17 protein-coding genes and 1 pseudogene are annotated in these 18711 nt (G+C 58.5%); 4 read left to right on the plus strand and 14 right to left on the minus strand.

The features are described 5' to 3' along the window. Positions 1 to 236: 236 nt before the first annotated feature. Positions 237 to 1082 carry a TIGR02285 family protein gene (locus IFT47_RS03995; RefSeq protein WP_407073209.1) on the plus strand — a complete coding sequence of 282 codons (846 nt, stop codon included), beginning with the start codon at positions 237 to 239 and terminating at the stop codon, positions 1080 to 1082. Positions 1083 to 1276: 194 nt separating this feature from the next. Here the strand turns inward: IFT47_RS03995 and IFT47_RS04000 are convergent, their stop codons facing one another. From IFT47_RS04000 to ffh, 14 genes and pseudogenes are all read right to left on the minus strand, one after another. Next, positions 1277 to 1573, minus strand: a complete 297-nt coding sequence (locus IFT47_RS04000; RefSeq protein ID WP_192170777.1) for a DUF3509 domain-containing protein — start codon at positions 1571 to 1573, stop codon at positions 1277 to 1279. A gap of 219 nt (positions 1574 to 1792) precedes the next feature. Further along, a pseudogene (locus tag IFT47_RS04005) lies at positions 1793 to 3859 on the minus strand (transporter substrate-binding domain-containing protein); the annotation flags it as partial. 176 nt (positions 3860 to 4035) lie between these two features. After that, a complete protein-coding gene (thrC, locus tag IFT47_RS04010) occupies positions 4036 to 5445 on the minus strand; it encodes a threonine synthase (protein WP_192170776.1) in 1410 nt (469 codons plus the stop codon). Positions 5446 to 5595: 150 nt separating this feature from the next. Then, positions 5596 to 6900, minus strand: a complete 1305-nt coding sequence (locus tag IFT47_RS04015) for a homoserine dehydrogenase (RefSeq protein WP_122623446.1) — start codon at positions 6898 to 6900, stop codon at positions 5596 to 5598. A 132-nt stretch (positions 6901 to 7032) separates the two neighbouring features. Next, on the minus strand, positions 7033 to 7773 hold the full coding sequence (gene dsbC / locus IFT47_RS04020; RefSeq protein WP_192170775.1) for a bifunctional protein-disulfide isomerase/oxidoreductase DsbC: 741 nt from the start codon (positions 7771 to 7773) through the stop codon (positions 7033 to 7035). A gap of 266 nt (positions 7774 to 8039) precedes the next feature. Next, entirely contained in the window at positions 8040 to 8444 is a 405-nt protein-coding gene (locus tag IFT47_RS04025; protein ID WP_192170774.1) for a hypothetical protein, read from the minus strand. Positions 8445 to 8454: 10 nt separating this feature from the next. Further along, positions 8455 to 8829, minus strand: coding sequence for a hypothetical protein (locus tag IFT47_RS04030; protein WP_192170773.1), 375 nt, complete (start codon positions 8827 to 8829; stop codon positions 8455 to 8457). A gap of 293 nt (positions 8830 to 9122) precedes the next feature. After that, positions 9123 to 9929, minus strand: coding sequence for a hypothetical protein (locus IFT47_RS04035; protein ID WP_192170772.1), 807 nt, complete (start codon positions 9927 to 9929; stop codon positions 9123 to 9125). A gap of 152 nt (positions 9930 to 10081) precedes the next feature. Further along, positions 10082 to 10978, minus strand: a complete 897-nt coding sequence (xerD, locus tag IFT47_RS04040; RefSeq protein ID WP_192170771.1) for a site-specific tyrosine recombinase XerD — start codon at positions 10976 to 10978, stop codon at positions 10082 to 10084. Between the two features lie 130 nt (positions 10979 to 11108). Further along, on the minus strand, positions 11109 to 11459 hold the full coding sequence (gene rplS / locus IFT47_RS04045; protein WP_037012438.1) for a 50S ribosomal protein L19: 351 nt from the start codon (positions 11457 to 11459) through the stop codon (positions 11109 to 11111). 43 nt (positions 11460 to 11502) lie between these two features. Next, positions 11503 to 12255, minus strand: coding sequence for a tRNA (guanosine(37)-N1)-methyltransferase TrmD (gene trmD / locus IFT47_RS04050; protein ID WP_192170770.1), 753 nt, complete (start codon positions 12253 to 12255; stop codon positions 11503 to 11505). A gap of 3 nt (positions 12256 to 12258) precedes the next feature. Next, entirely contained in the window at positions 12259 to 12795 is a 537-nt protein-coding gene (rimM, locus tag IFT47_RS04055; protein WP_037012440.1) for a ribosome maturation factor RimM, read from the minus strand. A gap of 5 nt (positions 12796 to 12800) precedes the next feature. Further along, positions 12801 to 13052 carry a 30S ribosomal protein S16 gene (gene rpsP / locus IFT47_RS04060; protein ID WP_037012442.1) on the minus strand — a complete coding sequence of 84 codons (252 nt, stop codon included), beginning with the start codon at positions 13050 to 13052 and terminating at the stop codon, positions 12801 to 12803. Between the two features lie 246 nt (positions 13053 to 13298). Beyond that, positions 13299 to 14675, minus strand: coding sequence for a signal recognition particle protein (gene ffh / locus IFT47_RS04065; RefSeq protein ID WP_192170769.1), 1377 nt, complete (start codon positions 14673 to 14675; stop codon positions 13299 to 13301). Positions 14676 to 14966: 291 nt separating this feature from the next. On the opposite strand from ffh, the gene IFT47_RS04070 reads away from it, so the two are divergent. The 3 genes from IFT47_RS04070 (at position 14967) to IFT47_RS04080 (ending at position 18669) form a co-directional block, all read left to right on the plus strand. Continuing rightward, positions 14967 to 15779: a cytochrome C assembly family protein gene (locus IFT47_RS04070; RefSeq protein WP_192170768.1), complete on the plus strand. Its 813-nt coding sequence runs from the start codon at positions 14967 to 14969 to the stop codon at positions 15777 to 15779. Positions 15780 to 15791: 12 nt separating this feature from the next. Beyond that, the gene (locus IFT47_RS04075; protein WP_192170767.1) at positions 15792 to 17030 is read left to right on the plus strand and encodes a transporter associated domain-containing protein; all 1239 of its coding nucleotides are present in this window, start codon (positions 15792 to 15794) and stop codon (positions 17028 to 17030) included. Positions 17031 to 17352: 322 nt separating this feature from the next. After that, positions 17353 to 18669 carry an MFS transporter gene (locus IFT47_RS04080; protein ID WP_192171048.1) on the plus strand — a complete coding sequence of 439 codons (1317 nt, stop codon included), beginning with the start codon at positions 17353 to 17355 and terminating at the stop codon, positions 18667 to 18669. Positions 18670 to 18711 lie beyond the last annotated feature (42 nt).

Below are 18711 nucleotides of genomic sequence, written 5' to 3' on the forward strand. Positions count from 1 at the left end.
AGAGACGGGAAAGGCGGCAAGTCTACCCGATGCAGCCCCGTTGAACGACCGAACTCGATGAGCGATGCGGCTCGCCCTTCAGATCGGAGCTGGGGCACAACGTTCGCGAGGCGTTACTCATGCCCCCATGACATGTGTTAAATAAATGAGGCACATCACCGATTCCTTGCTGCGAGACGCTGTCGATGAGGGTCAACGCTTCCATGCATGTCACCGGTTCCCGAATGCGCGCCGTGCTGCTCGCTGCTCTGCTCACTAGCCTGCCCGGTACCGCGTCGGCACGTGAAACGCTGATCTGGCTGCTGCGCGACTTCCCGCCGCTGACTATATCTTCCGGGCCGTTGGCGGGCCAGGGCGCCATCGACAAGCTGATGCCTGAGCTGACCGCCCGGATGCCGGAATACGATCACCAGATCATGCACGTCAATCGCGCGCGCGGAACGCAGATGCTCAATGACCCCGACGTGTTCGCCTGCGACCCGACCCTGCTGTGGACGCCCGAGCGCGACAAAACCATTTTGTTTTCCATCCCCTCCTATGCCACGCCCAGTAATGGCGTGACGATCGAGCGCAGCCGCCACGCGCTGTTCGCACCTTACATCGACGCCGACGGCCGCCTTGACCTCGCCGCCCTGCTGGCCAGCGACAGCGTTGATGTCGGCATCGTCGGCGAACGCAGCTACGGCCCGGTCATCGATAAAGTGTTGCGCGAGACCACTCGCCCCAAACGTCTGATCCTGCACTACGGCAATACAGCGGTGGGCAGCATGCTGGAGATGGAGCGGCTTGATCGCTTTCAAGCGATTATCAGTTACTGGCCGGAAGCCCGATTTCACGCTCAGCAACAAGGCATTCCCCTGGATGCGCTGGAGTTTCTCCCGGTCAAGGGCGTGCCCAAATACCAGTTTGCTCACATTGCCTGTTCGAAGACCGAGAAGGGACGCGCGGCGATGGAGATCATCAACCGGGAAATGCGTGTGCTGCGGGTGACGCGGCTGATCGGGTTCTACGCGGAGTGGATGGTCAAGAAGGAGGAGTATCTGCGCGACGCCCAGACATTCTTTGAGGAGCCGCCGAACTGACCCGGCATAAACCCGCCTCTTGGAGCGAAAAGCCGAATTTGAGACAAAAGAAACCCCGAGCAGCGGGGAGACTACTCGGGGTCAACCGTGGTCCATCTTGGACCCGTACGGCAGGCAGCATGAACATCGGAGCACAATGCCTGCGCCTGCCGTAACTGATAGGAGCCTACTGAATCGAGAAGGTTCCCCGCAGCTCAGACGAAAGGTCGAGCTGCAGCGTAAGCAGCGGACTGGGACACATTGCGCATGGCTGCGATGACACAAGGCTCAATGCGCCCTTCTGCCACCATCAAATCACGGTGAAGACCATCTACCACGTCAGTCAGCTGGCGCTTGTCGCCCAGTTGCGACGCAGAAAAAACACGCTCGATCACTATCGCACCCGCTGGATTTTTCAGCGTCACCAGACGCTCGCCCAGAATACCGGCAGGGCCAATGCTCACCTGATAAGGGGACAGCGCTTCGCTCAGTAGCAAGCTGATATTTTCCATCCGGATCACCACTCAACAATTTGAATGCAAAGGTGCTAACCAATGACCATTGGCAGCAGTGGAAAGTTCTGCGCACTGTGGCGAGTTGACACATGCGCACTGCCTGCCGCAGTTTGATTCCGGAGCATGCCTGTCGAATGTGACAGGCAGAATTCACGCCCCTGACGTCTTCGCCTGCTCCAGGTCGTCGAGCAGCGCCTTCAACTGGCCTGCCGCCTGCTCGGCCGCAAGACGGGCATCGTGCAACTCACCTTCCAGACGCTTGCGTTCGCTGATGTCCATCCAGCCGCCGAGCAAGCCCTGCAGCTGACCGTCCGCGCGGTGGAAGGGGGCCGTCCATTCCGAGACGTCGATCTGGCGTCCGCCCAGCCGCAGTACCCGCTCGGTAAACACACGCTCCCGCGTCTCCAGCATTTTCATGTAGTCAGCGTGCATCTGCTGGGCGAGGTCGCCGGGAATGAGGTCAACATCGATCAGGCGACGACCCTGCAATTGCTCGTAACTGATGCCGAAAATTTCCTCATAACTGCGGTTGCAGGCGACAAGACGGCCCTGAAGATCACGCACGTAAATCGGATTGGGGATGCCGTCGAGCAGTATCCGCTTGAAGGCAAGCTGGTCACCCAGTTGCGCCTCGGCGCGCTGCCGCTGGTGAATCTGAAACTTCAGGCGGCTGCTCCAGGCCAGTGACACCAGCCCCAGCAGTAAGGAAGCGCCAGTGAGCCAGTATATCCAGGCTGGAATGCGGTTCCAGACCGATGGGTGAGGATTCGCCGCGCCGAGCCATTTCAGGCGGATCGCACGCATTTCAGCCACGGGGAATTCCTCCAGAGCCTTGTTGAGTATGCCGAGCAATTCGGGCTGGCTTCTGACGACCGAGAATTTGTCCGGCGACCACATGCCCTCGACGCTGCGTCCGACCTTCAGCTCGCCCAATGGATACAACCACGCGCCGGCCTCGTTCTGGATGGTCGCGTCGGCGTCGCCCTTCTCCACCAGTCGGCGGGCATCCTCATAGGTCGCCACAAGCTTGAGCTGGATATGCGGATAGCGTTGCTGAATGAACCCGAGCAACGCGTGTCGTGCGGGAAGCGCCAGCACCTTGCCGGTCATGTCCGACAGCTGGAAGGACGGGTTACTGTCAGCGTGCACGAGAAAGACCCAGTTGTTGCCGCCAAATGCGTAGGTGAAATTCAACAGCCCTTTGCGTTCCGGGTTTTCGGCCAGCGTGGTGTTCATGTGTGCACTGCCGTCCGTCAACGTCTCCAGCAAATCTTCGGTCGAGGCCGATTCCTGATACACGAACTGCAAACCGGTCATTCGCGAAATACGCGCAAGCACATCCACGTTCAAACCCACCCAGCGACCTTGAGCATCCTTGTAGACGTAGGGAGGGTGCTGGGTGGAGGCAACGATGACCTGCGGATGTCTGCGAATCCACCGCCGTTCGACCGCGTTGATGTTCACCTGCCGTCGGGCAAGATCGGCGCCCAACCCGAGGGTCCAGCGCCCCTGGATTTCACGGATGACAGCGTCGTCCACGCCTTCCAGCGCTCGGTCGAAGAGCGCCCGAAGCGTCGAGTCTTGCTCCCGGAAGGCGAATGAAAAGCCTGTGGATGGCAACAGGCTGTCGAACTTGGTCTTTAAACCGAGGTAAGGCCGCAACAGGCTGTAAGACTGCACCGTCAGCTCATTGGCAATGAAGGCGTCGGCGGAGTCGTTCGCCAGTGCCTCCATCGCGCTGTACAGCGTGGGCGCGACGACGATCTCGCTGTCCGGATAGAGCCGCTGAACCTGCGCTTCGTCCGCATAACCGTCCAGCAGCAACACGCGCTTTCCTCTCAGCGAAGGGTGCAGGTCAGCGTCGTTGCCTCTGCCGAATACCACTGTTCGGTCAGGAATGTAGTCCCGGCTGAATGCCAGTCTGGACGTTTATCGCTCGAAACCGTTGGCGCTGGTCAGCAAGTCGATTTCTCCGGCCAGCAATGCCTTGACCGCCTGCGCGCGTTTTGCGAACCCGCGTATCTGCACGGGCATGGAAAGCCGCGCACTGATCAGGCTCAGGTAATCCGCGCTGATGCCTTGATAGCGATTATGGTCGGTGGTGATGTCGATGGGCTCATGATCAGCAACGGAAATCCCGACTCTCAGCACCTTCCGTGCGTTCAGCCACTGGCGGTCCGCCTCGTCAAGAACAAGCGGCTGTTGCACCACAAAGGGCGCGCTCAGGCCGAACCGCAAGTTTTCAGCTGCATGGCCTGCGCGACTGCAGATGCACATGAGCATCAGCAACGCCCACAGCGCCGGTTGGAGATTCGGGATGCGGCTGCAAAATGCCGCTGAGTAAAAATGTTTAACAACCACGGGCTTATACCGAAAAAAGAAAATTCTTCGGAAGTGTGGCACGCAGAAAAAACAAGGCCCGCTGCGAGGCGGGCCTTAGTTGTTACACGGCGATACGGTCAGAGAGGTTTGCCACGATTACCGTGCTGGCTGACAAAGGCCTGCATGGCTTTGAGGTCATTTGGCAGAACAGTGCAGCGCTCGTCTCGCTCGAACAAATCAGACAAATGTGCAGGCAGCTCAAGCGCTTTTCCTACACCGGCTTTCAGCACGGCGTCCGGGAACTTGACCGGATGCGCGGTTCCCAGGATCACCATTGGCGTGTCCAGGCTGCGGCGGCAGTCCCGCGCGGCTTTCACGCCGATCGCAGTGTGCGGATCGAGCAGCTCGCCGGTGCTGGCGAACACTTCAGCGATGGTCTTGCAGGTGTCTTCGTCACTGACCGCCAGCGAATCAAACAGCTTGCGGGTCTCGGTCCAGCGCTCTTCCTGAACGCTGAAACCGCCGCCCTGCCTGAAGTTGGCCATGAGCTCGGCAATCGCCCCGCCGTTGCGACCGTGCATGTCGAACAGCAGACGCTCGAAGTTGGACGACACCATGATGTCCATCGACGGCGACAACGTTGCGTGCAGGGTTTCTTTGACGTACTGATTGCCGCTCATGAAGCGGTGCAGGATGTCGTTGCGGTTGGTGGCAACCACCAGCTGGCTGATCGGCAAGCCCATGTTGCGAGCGAGGTAACCGGCGAAGATGTCGCCGAAGTTGCCGGTCGGCACGGAGAACGCCACCGAACGCGCCGGGCCGCCCAACTGCAGCGCCGCGTGGAAGTAGTAAACGATCTGGGCCATGATCCGCGCCCAGTTGATCGAGTTCACCGCGACCAGCCGCGTGCCCTTGAGGAAGCTCTGGTCGGCGAAGCTGTTCTTGACCATTTCCTGGCAGTCGTCGAAGTTGCCTTCGATCGCGATGTTATGGATGTTCTCGCCGAAGATGGTGGTCATCTGGCGGCGCTGAACATCGGACACGCGGTTGTTCGGGTGCAGAATGAAGATATCGACGTTATCGCAACGACGGCAGCCTTCGATGGCGGCCGAGCCAGTGTCACCCGAGGTGGCGCCGATGATGACCACGCGTTCGCCGCGCTTCTCGAGCACATAGTCCAGCAGACGACCCAGCAGTTGCAGGGCGAAATCCTTGAACGCCAGGGTCGGCCCGTGAAACAGCTCCAATACCCACTCGTTGCCGTTCAGCTGACGCAGCGGCGCAACCGCAGCGTGAGAAAACACGCCGTAGGTTTCTTCGAGTATCTTCTTGAAATCCGCGTCGGGGATGCTGCCCGTCACGAACGGACGCATCACGCGAAAAGCCAGCTCGTGGTAAGGCAGACCGGCCCAGGACGCGATCTCTTCCTGCGTAAACCGCGGCAGGTTTTCCGGCACATACAGACCGCCATCGCTCGCCAGACCGGTCAGCAGCACATCTTCGAAATTCAGGGCCGGTGCCTGGCCGCGGGTACTGATATAGCGCATTTTTCAAACCTTCGGTTTGGGCGGCGAGCTCAAAGAGGCCAGCTGCAAGTCAAAACGGTTTGTCTTTGACCTGCAGCCCGGGGCCCGAAGCTCACCGCGATATAAGTTTGCTGTTACTTGCAGCTTGCCGCTTAACGCTTGCGGCTCGTCTCAGTTCAGATGCTCGACGCGGATGCGCACAACCGGTCCGGCAACGTCTTCCAGCGCTTCCAGCGCTTTTATCGCATCGTTCATGCGTTTCTCGACCACGCGGTGGGTCAGCAGAATCATCGGCACCAGGCCGTCATGTTCTTCGACTTCTTTCTGCATGATCGATTCGATGTTGATGCCGCGCTCGGACAGAATGCTCGCCACCTGGGCCAGCACGCCGGGATGATCCTTGGCCTGGATGCGCAGGTAGTACGCGCTTTCACACGCGTCGATCGGCAGGATCGGGTGAGCGGACAGCGAATCGGGCTGAAAGGCCAGATGCGGAACGCGGTTTTCAGGGTCGGTGGTCAGGGCACGGACCACATCGACCAGATCCGCCACGACGGATGAAGCGGTCGGCTCCATGCCGGCACCTGCGCCGTAGAACAATGTCGAGCCGGCGGCGTCGCCGTTGACCATCACGGCGTTCATCACGCCATTGACGTTGGCGATCAGACGGTCCGCCGGGATCAGGGTCGGGTGAACGCGCAGCTCGATACCACTCGGCGTGCTGCGGGCGACGCCCAGGTGCTTGATGCGGTAGCCCAGCGCTTCGGCGTAATTCACGTCGGCGGTGGTCAGCTTGGTGATGCCTTCGGTGTAGGCCTTGTCGAATTGCAGCGGGATGCCAAAGGCGATGGACGCCAGAATGGTCAGCTTGTGCGCCGCGTCGATGCCTTCGACGTCGAAGGTGGGATCGGCTTCGGCATAGCCCAGCGCCTGCGCTTCAGCGAGGACGTCCGGGAAGGTACGGCCCTTTTCACGCATCTCGGTGAGGATGAAGTTGCCAGTGCCGTTGATGATGCCGGCGACCCAGTTGATGCGGTTCGCCGACAGGCCTTCACGAATGGCCTTGATCACCGGGATACCGCCCGCCACCGCCGCTTCGAAAGCCACGATGACGCCCTTCTCCCGGGCCTTGGCGAAAATCTCGTTGCCGTGCACGGCGATCAGCGCCTTGTTGGCGGTGACCACGTGCTTGCCGTTTTCGATGGCCTTGAGCACCAGCTCGCGGGCGATGGTGTAGCCACCGATCAGCTCGATGACGATGTCGATTTCAGGGTTGCTTGCCACGTCGAACACGTCGGTCGTGGTCGGGGTACCGGTAATCTGGCAATTGGGGTTTGGTGTACGCATGGCAATTTGCGCCACTTCGATTCCACGCCCGGCACGGCGGGCAATTTCCTCGGCGTTACGCTTTAGCACATTGAAGGTACCGCCACCGACAGTACCCAGCCCACAGATGCCTACTTTGACCGGTTTCACTATGAACTCCCCATAAAACGGCCGACGCGAGGCCGGCCGTGGAATCAGCCGCATTCAGCACGGCTCGCTATTGATGAAGCGCTACGGACAGGCCGCTTCAATGTTTACCGCAGGAGGCTGCGATAAACGAAATTACTTGGCACTCAGCGCGAGTTTGGCCACTTGTGGCGCCGGCTGGTAGCCCGGAATCAGCTGACCGTCGGCCAACACGATGGCCGGTGTGCCGTTCACGCCGATGGACTGGCCGATTTCAAACTGCTTGGTGACCGGGTTGTCGCACTTGGGCGCCTGGATATTCTTGCCATCGACCATGCGGTCCATTGCACCGCGGCGGTCCTTGGAGCACCAGACGGCCTGAAGTTGTTCGTCACCCGGCGAGCCCAGACCCTGACGCGGGAACGCCACATAACGCACTTCGATGCCGCGCTTGTTCAGCTCCGGCACTTCGGCGTGCAGTTTGTGGCAGTACGGGCAAGTGGTGTCGGTGAACACCGTGATGTGGGATTTGGTCTCGCCCACGGCTGGGTAGACGACCATTTCAGCGGCAGGAATGCCATTGATGGTCTTGGAAATCGCCTGACGCTCGACCTTCTCGGTCAGGTTGACCGGCTTGCCGGCCTGCATCTGGTACAGGTTGCCCTGCATGACGAACTGACCGTCGGCGCTGGCGTACAGAACGCGACCGCCCTTTAGATTCACTTCGTAGAGGCCGTTCAACGGACTGCTGGAAATGCTCTCGACGGGAATCTCCAGATTCAGCGATTCCAGGGTCTTGCGAATGGCTTTGTCGGACGCCTCGTCGGCGTGGGCAAACAGGCTGAAAGAGCTGGCCAGCGCTACAACGGCAGCACCGAGAAAACGAGTGACGCGCATGAAAACTCCTCGAGCGGTGAGCAGACGGGCCGAGCTGAAAACGGGTGGCGGAAAAGCACCGGGAGATTTTCAGGGCCTTGATCTGCGAAACCGGCAAAGCCTATCACATAAGGCTCGCGAGGCCGACTCGCCTTCACGACCAAAGGGCGTTTCAACGATGAGGTGGATAGCCTGCGTGATGAAGCACCGAAGGAGTCGGTGGCTGGATGGGCTCATAGGGGCGACGGCACTGAGCGTCGCCGCCGCTATCCCTTTTTGCAAGCTCATTACGATTCATGAAAAAAATTAATCGACCCGTCTTCGTTGTAACTTGCGATCACTTGAATAGTTAAACCTAAACTTAGAGGAGGTGTAGGTCTACTTGTGACAAGCTCGTAAATACCCGCGGCCCCACTCCCAATACTAACTGTACCCCCAATACCAACTTTCTGGAGACGATTATCAATATAGACCTCAAGCGTTCCAACTTGCGGACCAGCACTCTCGACAGTACCGCTCGAGACAGTTTTATCAAGACCAGCAGGAGATGTAAGGTAGAAGATGGCTGAATCCGAAGCCCGCACTATACCCCCGGAACTCACTTCAACATTCAACCATTTCCGACCTGAATCTTCCTGCAGTCGAGATCGCGGTGCGGCCTGGGTATCTGCCTTTACATTATCGCCACTCATATCAATCCCCTCACTCATCTTTAGTATACTGATCTCCGAAGTAGAACCAATCGTCGCCATTTTCCGCATTAAACACCGGATCGCTACTACTTGACGCCTCATCCTCGGGGGCCTGCTCGGCTACTGAGGGCGACTTCACCGAGACGCTTTCTGCGTGAGGCGTAATAGCCTTTTCTTTATCAACGTAATACCCCCAAAACCTAAGCTTGTAAGGCTTAACATCTGAATATCTCCCCTCACCCACACTAATAAACTCAAGCACCATTGATTTATTTGAAGAAGGATCCAGACAAAGCATGTCAGTGCCCGATAAAAAAGAAAACTTCGCGGCTCCATCCGGCCTCACAATGGCTAAAAAATATTCTCCATAATCTATATCATTCATGATCGCTCTCCCTAAAGGCGAAGAAAATGACTTCACATATTTAATTTAGCAGCATCCAGGTACATGCAGCGGAAATGCTAAGACTCGTTGGAAGTAATTATGCAAACCGTTAGCTATAACTACTCGGCGAGTAGCAGGTCCTACGCACCACCCCCCGGGTGATGCTTGGCGTGCATTTCCCGCAACCGCGCAAGGGCTACGCGGGTGCGGACTATCAAGGCTCATTTTGTAATGGCAAACGCGTCACAACGACATTTGTGGCACTCGAAGCCATCGCCGATCTCATCTCCGCCCTAGGTAAACTGGATCTCACCGTCCGGGGCGTAGACACCGATCACTCTCAATTTCAGACGCGCTTTTGAGCCATCGCCGTCGCTCACGCGGGCACACCAATGTTTATCATCCACGTATCCGGGTGTAGTAATTGTTAGATACCGTTCAGTTGTCGAAGACCCAAGATGCACAAACTCTGGGCTCGCATTTTCTATACGGACGTTAAGAGCATTTTGCTTATTTTTTGTCTTCACAACACAGCCGTTGGCATCCACGCCAATCCCCAATGCTTCCGAACTTTTCTTAAACCAAGGTTTCAGCTGTTCCGGGCCGGAATCTAAATCGGGGCCCATATCAGCAACTTTTTCAGGTGATGCTTCAGGGATAGAAACCACGAATTTCTCTGGTACAGACCCGGGTGTGATGTGAACAACCAAAGGTGGGCCATCTGACAGAACTGCCGTTAAGGGCACCTCTCCTACGGGCGCCGGGTGCCACTCTTCTGGCCGTGAGGGCTCCTTTTCGTCTCCTTGCGGGAAGGGCTCCAGGATCTCGTCTCCTTGGAGTAAGGTCTCCTGGATCTCGTTTCCTAGGCTTGATGCAGAGTCAAGTAGTCCCCAGCAAGATAATGCATACACCTCCGGGCGGACATAGCGAAACTCAACTACAAGGGATTTATCCATCAGCGTGCTCGCATATAGATAATCTTGTGGCTCGGCCTTCAATTGTCCGTCCCCTCCCTTCACAACCCTGGAGAATCCCAACTTAACACCATCTTCTGACTCAAGAGTTGCCAGAAATGAACCGCCCATCACGTCAGTGGCCATCTTATTTCTCTTTCCATGTGATTTTAGAGTGTTGAGTTCAACTGTAGCCGCTTTTGAACTACCCTATTGCCCACGCAAAGATCAATTCGAAATCAAACTTCTAACCATTCGCTATTAACTCACCCACTCCTGGCAAGATGCACGAAGTACTCTTATCCCCTCGGATGGTGCTTCGTGTGCATTTCCTGCAACCGCGCGCGGGCGACGTGGGTGTAGATTTGCGTGGTCGACAGGTCGCTGTGACCAAGGAGCATCTGCACGACGCGCAGGTCGGCGCCGTGGTTGAGCAGGTGGGTGGCGAAGGCGTGACGCAAGGTGTGCGGCGACAGGGATTTGCCGATGCCGGCGACTTTGGCCTGGTGCTTGATGCGATGCCAGAAGGTCTGGCGGGTCATCTGTTCACCGCGCTGACTGGGAAACAGCACGTCGCTGGGCCGACCGTTGAGCAATTCGTGGCGAGCATCGCGCATGTAACGCTCAACCCAGATGATCGCTTCCTCCCCCATCGGCACAAGACGCTCCTTGCTGCCCTTGCCCATGATGCGCAACACGCCCTGGCGCAAGTTGACCTGCTCCAGCGTTAGGCTGATCAGTTCGGTCACCCGCAGTCCGCAGGCATAGAGCACTTCCAGCATGGCCCGGTCGCGCTGACCGATGGCGTCACTCAGGTCCGGCGCGGCCAGCAATGCTTCAACGTCGGCTTCGGACAAGGATTTGGGCAGTGGCTTACCCAACTGCGGCATGTCGACCTGCAACGTCGGGTCGACCGCAATCAGCTTTTCCCTAAGGAGGTAGCGATAGAAGCCGCGCACGCCGGAAAGGAGTCGCGCCGTCGAGCGAGGTTTGTAGCCATTGTCGACCCGCCACCCCAAGTGGTCGAGAATCGCTTCCCGACTGACACTCATCAGGTCCACGCCCTTTTCCTGCAACCAACCGTTGAACAGCGCGAGGTCGCTGCGATAGGCATCGCGCGTGTTGTCCGACAGCCCTTTCTCCAGCCACAGGGCGTCGAGAAAGCGGTCGATCATGGGATGGTCAATGGCGGGCATGGGTTCTGACTTGAATGGTGAAAAGCGGGGAGCAGTTTTTCATACCTGCGCAGGCAGGACAAAAACCAGATGCCAGAAAGCAAAAAAGCAGCCCGTAGGCTGCTTCTTCATTCGCATGGGAAGACTGGGATTAAACCAGTTTTTCCTTGATGCGAGCTGCTTTACCGGACAGGTCACGCAGGTAGTACAGCTTGGCCTTGCGAACGTCGCCGCGACGTTTCACAGCCATGCTGTCGATTTGCGGGCTGTAGGTCTGGAAAGTACGTTCAACGCCAACACCGTTGGAGATTTTACGAACAGTGAAAGCACTGTTCACACCACGGTTACGCTTGGCGATAACAACGCCTTCGAACGCCTGCAGACGAGCGCGGTCGCCTTCCTTCACTTTCACCTGAACGACAATGGTGTCGCCCGGGGCAAAGGGAGGGATCTCTTTGGTCATCTGCTCTGCTTCGAGTGCAAGGATGATTTTGTTAGTCATGCTGTGCTCCTAAGGTAAACCGGTCTGATTTACCATCGATACGTTAACTATCGTCCCGCTCGCGGAGGTATTCCGCCAGCAGCTTCTTCTCTTCTCCAGAAAGCGAGCGGCTTTCCAGAAGATCGGCGCGTCGTTCATAGGTCCGCCCAAGGGACTGCTGTAAACGCCAACGCCGGATGTGTGCGTGATTGCCACTAAGCAATACGTCGGGAACACGCTGATCCGCATACACCTCCGGTCGGGTGTAGTGCGGGCAATCCAGCAGACCATCCGTGAAGGAATCTTCCTCCGCGGAATCTACATGCCCTAAAGCTCCAGGCAGCAGTCGCGTAACCGCATCTATCAGGACCATGGCCGGCAGCTCACCGCCAGATAACACATAGTCGCCAATCGACCACTCTTCATCGACATGAGCTTCAATGAAACGCTCGTCGACGCCTTCGTAACGACCGGCAATCAGGATAAGTGCTTCTTCCTGCGCCAGTTCGCGTACCGCAGACTGATCCAGCTTGCGGCCTTGTGGCGACAGGTAAATTACCTTCGCCGCATCCCCCGCCGCCTGCCTGGCCTGAACCAGAGCATCTTCGAGGGGCTTGATCTTCATCACCATGCCAGGGCCACCGCCAAACGGGCGATCGTCCACAGTGTGATGTCGATCAGTGGTGTAATCCCGCGGATTCCAACAGGTGAGCTGCAACAGCTCCTGTTTCACCGCACGGCTGGTAATGCCGTATTCGCTGATGGCGGAAAACATCTCGGGAAACAGCGTGATGACTTCTATGCGCAGGCTGGCCATTGCTTAGAAATCCGCGTCCCATTCCACCTTCATCTCGCCTGCAACCAGATCAACTGCCAACACGCATTGCTCCGTATAGGGCAAAAGGCGTTCGCGATCGTCCAGACTGCCTGCGCAGGGTTTGACCACCATTACATCGTTGGCGCCGGTTTCCAGAAGATGATCGACCTTCCCGAGCAATTGCCCAAGACCGTCAATGACCTTCAGACCTTCAAGCTGGTACCAGTAGTACTCGCCGTCGGTCAATTCAGGGAACAGGTTGCGTGGCACGCAGATCTCGTAACCGGCCAGAAGACGAGCTTCTTCACGATCATCAAGACCCTTGAGCTTGGCGACCAGGAACTTGTCGTTCCCGCGTCCACTGACCAGCTCGACCTGTTTCACATTGCCTTCGCGCTTGAGCGTCCAGGTTTTGTACTGCAACAGGTTTTCGGTTGGATCAGTAAAGGAATACACCTTCACTTCGCCGCGAACGCCGTGTACCGAGTAAATCTTGCCGATGACGATCAGATCGTCGGCGGAAGCTGGCGTCGCGTTCATATTGCTCAGGCCGCAGCCTTAGCAGATTCCTTCAACAGCGAAGCAACACGCTCAGAAGGTTGTGCACCAACGCTCAGCCAGTAGGCCAGACGCTCTTGGTTCACGGACAGACGGATTTCCTGACCACGGGCAACCGGGTTGAAGAAACCGATTTGTTCCTTGTGGGAACCGTCACGTGGGTTGCGGCTGTCGGTGACAGTCAGGTGGTAGAACGGGCGCTTTTTAGAGCCGCCAAGGGCAAGACGGATTGTTAGCATTGAACAATTTTCCTGTAGTCGGTGCTGCAAATCTAAGATGCACAGCGGGCATGGGTGCCCGAAAGGCCGCATATTCTAAGGAATATCCGGATTTTTGCAAATGACTTTTTCCGGCGTACGCCGTCGGGCCACCTAGATCTGCCATGGAGCCGTCAGGGATGACGGCAGTGAGTGCCTGCCTGAGCAGGCCACCGGGACGGTTGCCCCAATGAAGAACGCGCGGGAATAACGCCCGCGCGATGCAATTTACATTTTGGGCATACCGCCGCCGGGCAGCATTCCGCCCATGCCGCGCATCATCTTGGCCATGCCGCCCTTGGTCGAAAACTTTTTCATCATCTTCTGCATCTGTTTGTGCTGCTTGATCAGACGACCGATGTCCTGCACCTGGGTGCCGGAACCCATGGCGATACGGCGTTTGCGTGAACCGCTGATCAACTCAGGGTCGCGACGCTCGGCCGGGGTCATCGAGTTGATGATGGCTTCCATCTGCTTGAACTGCTTCTCGGCGGCGCTTTGCGCGTTACCCATCTGCGACAGATTAACGCCGCCGATGCTTGGCAGTTTGTCCATGAGCCCGCCCAGGCCGCCCATGTTCTTCATCTGTTGCAACTGATCGCGGAAGTCTTCGAGGTCGAAGCCCTTGCCCTTCTTCAGCTTCTTGGCCAGTTTGTCGGCCTTGTCCTTGTCGAGGGTCTGTTCGGCCTGCTCGATCAGACTGAGCACGTCGCCCATGCCCAGGATGCGCGATGCGATACGGTCCGGGTGGAACGGCTCCAGCGCCTCGCTCTTCTCGCCCATACCGATGAACTTGATCGGCTTGCCGGTGATGGCGCGCACCGACAGCGCAGCACCGCCACGGGCGTCGCCGTCGACCTTGGTCAGAATCACACCGGTCAGCGGCAGCGCATCACCAAACGCCTTGGCGGTGTTGGCGGCGTCCTGGCCGGTCATGGCGTCGACGACGAACAGGGTCTCGGCCGGCTTGACCGCCGCGTGCAGCGCCTGGATCTCGCCCATCATCTCGGCGTCGATGTGCAGACGACCGGCGGTGTCGAGGATCACGACATCGATGAACTTGAGCTTGGCTTCTTTAATAGCCGCTTCGGCGATGTCGACCGGCTTCTGGCTGATGTCGGACGGGAAGAACGTCACGCCGATGTCGTTGGCCAGGGTTTCCAGCTGCTTGATCGCGGCGGGACGGTAAACGTCCGCCGACACCAGCATCACGGTTTTCTTTTTGCGTTCTTTCAGGAAGCGGGCGAGCTTGCCGGCAGTAGTGGTCTTGCCCGCACCTTGCAGGCCGGCCATCAGGATGACCGCCGGCGGCGTGACGTTGAGGGTCAGCTCTTCGTTGGCCGCCCCCATCATCTCTTCCAGCTCGGCCTGGACGATCTTCACGAACGCCTGGCCCGGCGTCAGGCTGCGCGACACCTCGGTGCCGACGGCGCGCTCCTTGATGCGATTGACGAAGTCTTTGACAACCGGCAAGGCGACGTCGGCTTCAAGCAGCGCCATACGCACTTCACGCAGTGTGTCCTTGATGTTGTCCTCGGTCAGCTTGGCCTTGCCAGTGACCTGGCGCAGCGTCTGCGAGAGACGATCTGTCAGATTTTCAAACATGCGTGATCCTTTGGGTTCGTGCTGAACCCCGATTGATGCGGCCCGGCCCGTAGCGGCCTTTTCAGTCGGCTGCCGACATCGCGACGCCTGCGCTTTACAGGATGGCTATTAATAATAGCGACGCTATAAAGGCGGCTGAAACAGCGATCGGCGAGCCTGTGGCTTGAGCAGGTCGCGGATTATAGCGAAGACTCCGGCGCACGGACACCACGGCGTCTGCTTCTCTAGTCTTTCGTGGAATGCGCGTTATATGCCAAACTCACCCGCTTTCGGGCACGCCCAACAGGATCTATGTCCCCCTTGTCACCGAGTTTGCTCTTCAGCCTCGCCGCCGCTGTCTTTTACGCCGCTGCGACCGTCTACCAGGGTATGCGCCTGCGTCAGGGCCAAAAGGCCGACAAATGGCTGCTGTGCCTGATCGGCACCCTTGCCGTTGCCTGCCAGGCCAGTGCCCTGTTCGGCCAACTGGTGCGCCCTATCGGCCTGGGTCTGGACTTTTTCAGTGCCGCCAGCCTGATCGCTGTGTCCGTGATCATCGTGACCATGCTCGCGTGCATTCGTCTCCCGGTGGAAATCCTGCTGATCCTCCTGTTCCCGCTGGGGCTACTGACGACCCTGATGGCGCAGTTTGCGCCCTCCGGTACGCTGCAGCCGATCATTGAAGAACACGGCATCATCAGCCATATCCTGCTGTCGATCCTCGCTTACGGGATGTTTACCATTGCGGTGTTCCAGTCGCTGCTCCTGTTGTTGCAGGATCATCAACTGAAAAACAAACACCCCCTTGGCCTGATCAAAAGCTTCCCGCCGCTGCAAACCATGGAAAGCCTGCTCTTCGGCTTCCTCTGGGCCGGCTGGGTCTTGCTGTCGATGTCGCTGATTTCCGGCTGGCTGTTCGTCGAAAACCTGTTTGCCCAGCATCTGGTGCACAAAACCCTGCTGTCGATCCTGGCGTGGATCGTCTTCAGTGTGCTGCTGTGGGGACGCCATCATCTGGGCTGGCGCGGCCACAAGGCGATCCGCTGGACCCTGGGCGGGTTCCTGCTCCTGATGCTCGCCTATTTCGGCAGCAAGCTCGTTCGTGAATACATCCTGCACATCTGACGGGCGTTGATCATGGATAATCTGCCGGTCGGCACAATGCTCACGCTGCTTGCCCTGCTCACCCTGTGGTCCGGGCTATTCAGTGCGGTCGAGGCTGCGCACCACAATCTCAGGGCAATGCCGGTCAACCCCCGCTCCAACGAACCACCGAAGCCTGTTCTGGCGTTCAACCTCAACAGCCTCATCCTCGGCAACACGCTGCTCAAGGCGCTGATTACCGTCCTCGCCACGTTACTTGCCATCGGCCACTGGTATTTCCACGGTCCGCTGATTGCCTGGCTGGGCGTCGCCAGCGTGCTGGTGGTGGTGACCGAATTCATTCCGCGAAAGCTGGCGGCGCGTCGCCCCGAATCCATTCTGCTGCTGGGCAACAACGTGCTGCGCATCCCGGTTCGCCTGTTGCAGCCGCTGACCTGGATCTATAAGAACATCGCTAAAACGCTGTTGCGCCCTTTTCTGTCGAAGCGTCGGCCAGACAGCGTCGATGACGATGACGACGCGCACCCGACGGTCTATCAGGACAACGAAAGCCAGTATGGCCGCGCCCACGTGATCTCCGGAATCCACGCGCTGGACCGCATGACCGTGAACGACATCCTGGTGCCGCGCAGCGAAGTCGACGGCATCAACCTCGACGACACCATCGAAGAGATCATCGACAAGCTGATCATCTCCCGGCACACCCGTCTGCCGGTCTACCACAACGACATCAATCAGGTGGAAGGCGTGCTCAACACGCGGATGATCAGCCACCTGCTGCCGCGCAACGAACTGACCAAAGAGGCACTGCAAGCCGCCTGCTACGAGCCGTACTTTGTGCCGGAAAGCACGCCACTGCAGATGCAACTGCTCAACTTCCATAAGCAGCAGCGGCGCATGGGCGTGGTCGTCGATGAATACGGCGAGGTGCTGGGCATCGTCAGCCTCGAAGACATTCTCGAAGAGATCGTCGGTGAATTCGAAAGCGAGCAAGCCCTCGATAACCCGCACATACAGCCGCAGCCTGACGGGCGTCTGGTGATTGATGGGGCGGCTTCGATTCGCGATTTGAATAAAAGCCTCGCCTGGCATCTGCCCTCCGATGGCCCCAAAACCCTCAACGGGCTGATCACCGAAGCGCTGGAGACGATCCCCAACAGCGCGGTCTGCCTGAAGATCGGGCCCTACCGCCTGGAAATCCTCGAAACCGAGGACAACCGTGTCAGCCGGGTGCTGATGTGGCTGAACACCCGCACCAAAGACGTGATCTGAAGACGTGATCTAAACAGGCAGGCGGCGCCCTGAAACACTTGTTTCCGCGCCAATCCCCTTCCTATAATCGTTCCGCTTACCCAGCCCCGCCGATCCGCGTGCTACCCGCACAACGCGCGATCCGGCCAGTCACACAGCCTGACCGCTCACGCGACACCCTGGCCTTCGCTCCCATCCCGAGCACGCCACGCGCCTTTGCCCGCATCCGGGCTAATCTGTTCAGCGCTGGACCCAAAACAACAATTACGATTGCCGCAGCGCGCGCACGAAATTTCGTCTCCCGCTGACAGGCGATACGACTGCCAGGGATATCCGCATGACCATGACTTCTGCCTGTCCAACCCGCGACGAGAGCGAAACCCGCCCCGCCAACTCCGCGGCCCGCGTCGCCACCGCCAGCTTCATCGGCACCGCGATCGAATTCTACGATTTCTACGTGTACGCCACAGCCGCCGCGCTGGTGATCGGCCCGGTGTTCTTTCCGCAAACTTCCAGCACCGCACAGATGCTGTCGGCGTTTCTAACGTTCGGGATCGCCTTTCTCGCACGTCCGCTGGGCTCGGCGCTGTTCGGCCACTTCGGTGACCGTGTCGGCCGCAAATCGACGTTGGTCGCCTCCCTGTTGCTCATGGGTGTCTGCACCACGCTGATCGGCGTGTTGCCGGGTTACGACGCCATCGGCTCATGGGCGCCGATTCTGCTCTGCGTGCTGCGCTTCGGCCAAGGCCTCGGACTGGGCGGCGAATGGGGCGGCGCGGCGCTGCTGGCCACCGAGAATGCGCCCAAGGGCAAACGTGCGTGGTTCGGCATGTTTCCGCAGTTGGGTCCTTCCATCGGTTTCCTTGCAGCAAACGGGCTGTTTCTGACGCTGGCGATGACGCTGGACGACGAGCAATTCCGCTCCTGGGGCTGGCGCGTGCCGTTTCTGCTCAGCGCCGTGCTGGTCATCATCGGGCTGTACGTGCGGCTGAAGCTTGAGGAAACGCCTGTTTTCGCCAAGGCCATCGCACGCCATGAGCGTGTGAAACTGCCAATTGCCGAACTGTTCGGTCAGTACTGGAAGCCGATGCTGCTGGGGGCAGCGTCAATGGTGGTGTGCTACGCGCTGTTCTACATTTCCACCGTCTTCTCGCTGAGCTACGGGGTGAAAACCTTGGGTTACAGCCGCGAGTCGTTTCTCGCCATGCTGTGTTTTGCGGTGCTGTTCATGGCCCTGGCGACGCCGCTTTCGGCATTGGCGAGTGATCGATTTGGTCGCAAGCCGGTGCTGGTGATCGGCGGCGTGCTGGCGATCCTGTCGGGCTTTCTGATGGAGCCCTTGCTGACCCACGGCACGACTTGGGCGGTGACGCTGTTCCTGTCGATCGAGCTGTTTCTGATGGGCGTTACGTTCGCGCCGATGGGGGCGATGTTGCCGGAGCTGTTTCCTACGCGGGTGCGTTATACCGGCGCGTCGGCGGCCTACAACATCGGTGGCATTGTCGGTGCCTCGGTCGCGCCGTTCTTCGCACAGAAGCTGGTGGAAATGGGCGGCCTGAGCTGGGTCGGTGGGTATGTCTCGGCGGCGGCATTGATCAGCGTGATCGCCGTGCTGTGCCTGAAAGAAACCCGGCACGCAGACCTGGATACGATTGCCTGATCACACCGGATCTCTTTTTTAGCGACGCAACAGCCAAACAAA

Source organism: Pseudomonas sp. CFBP 13711 (assembly GCF_014842265.1).
Classification (GTDB): Bacteria; Pseudomonadota; Gammaproteobacteria; order Pseudomonadales; family Pseudomonadaceae; genus Aquipseudomonas.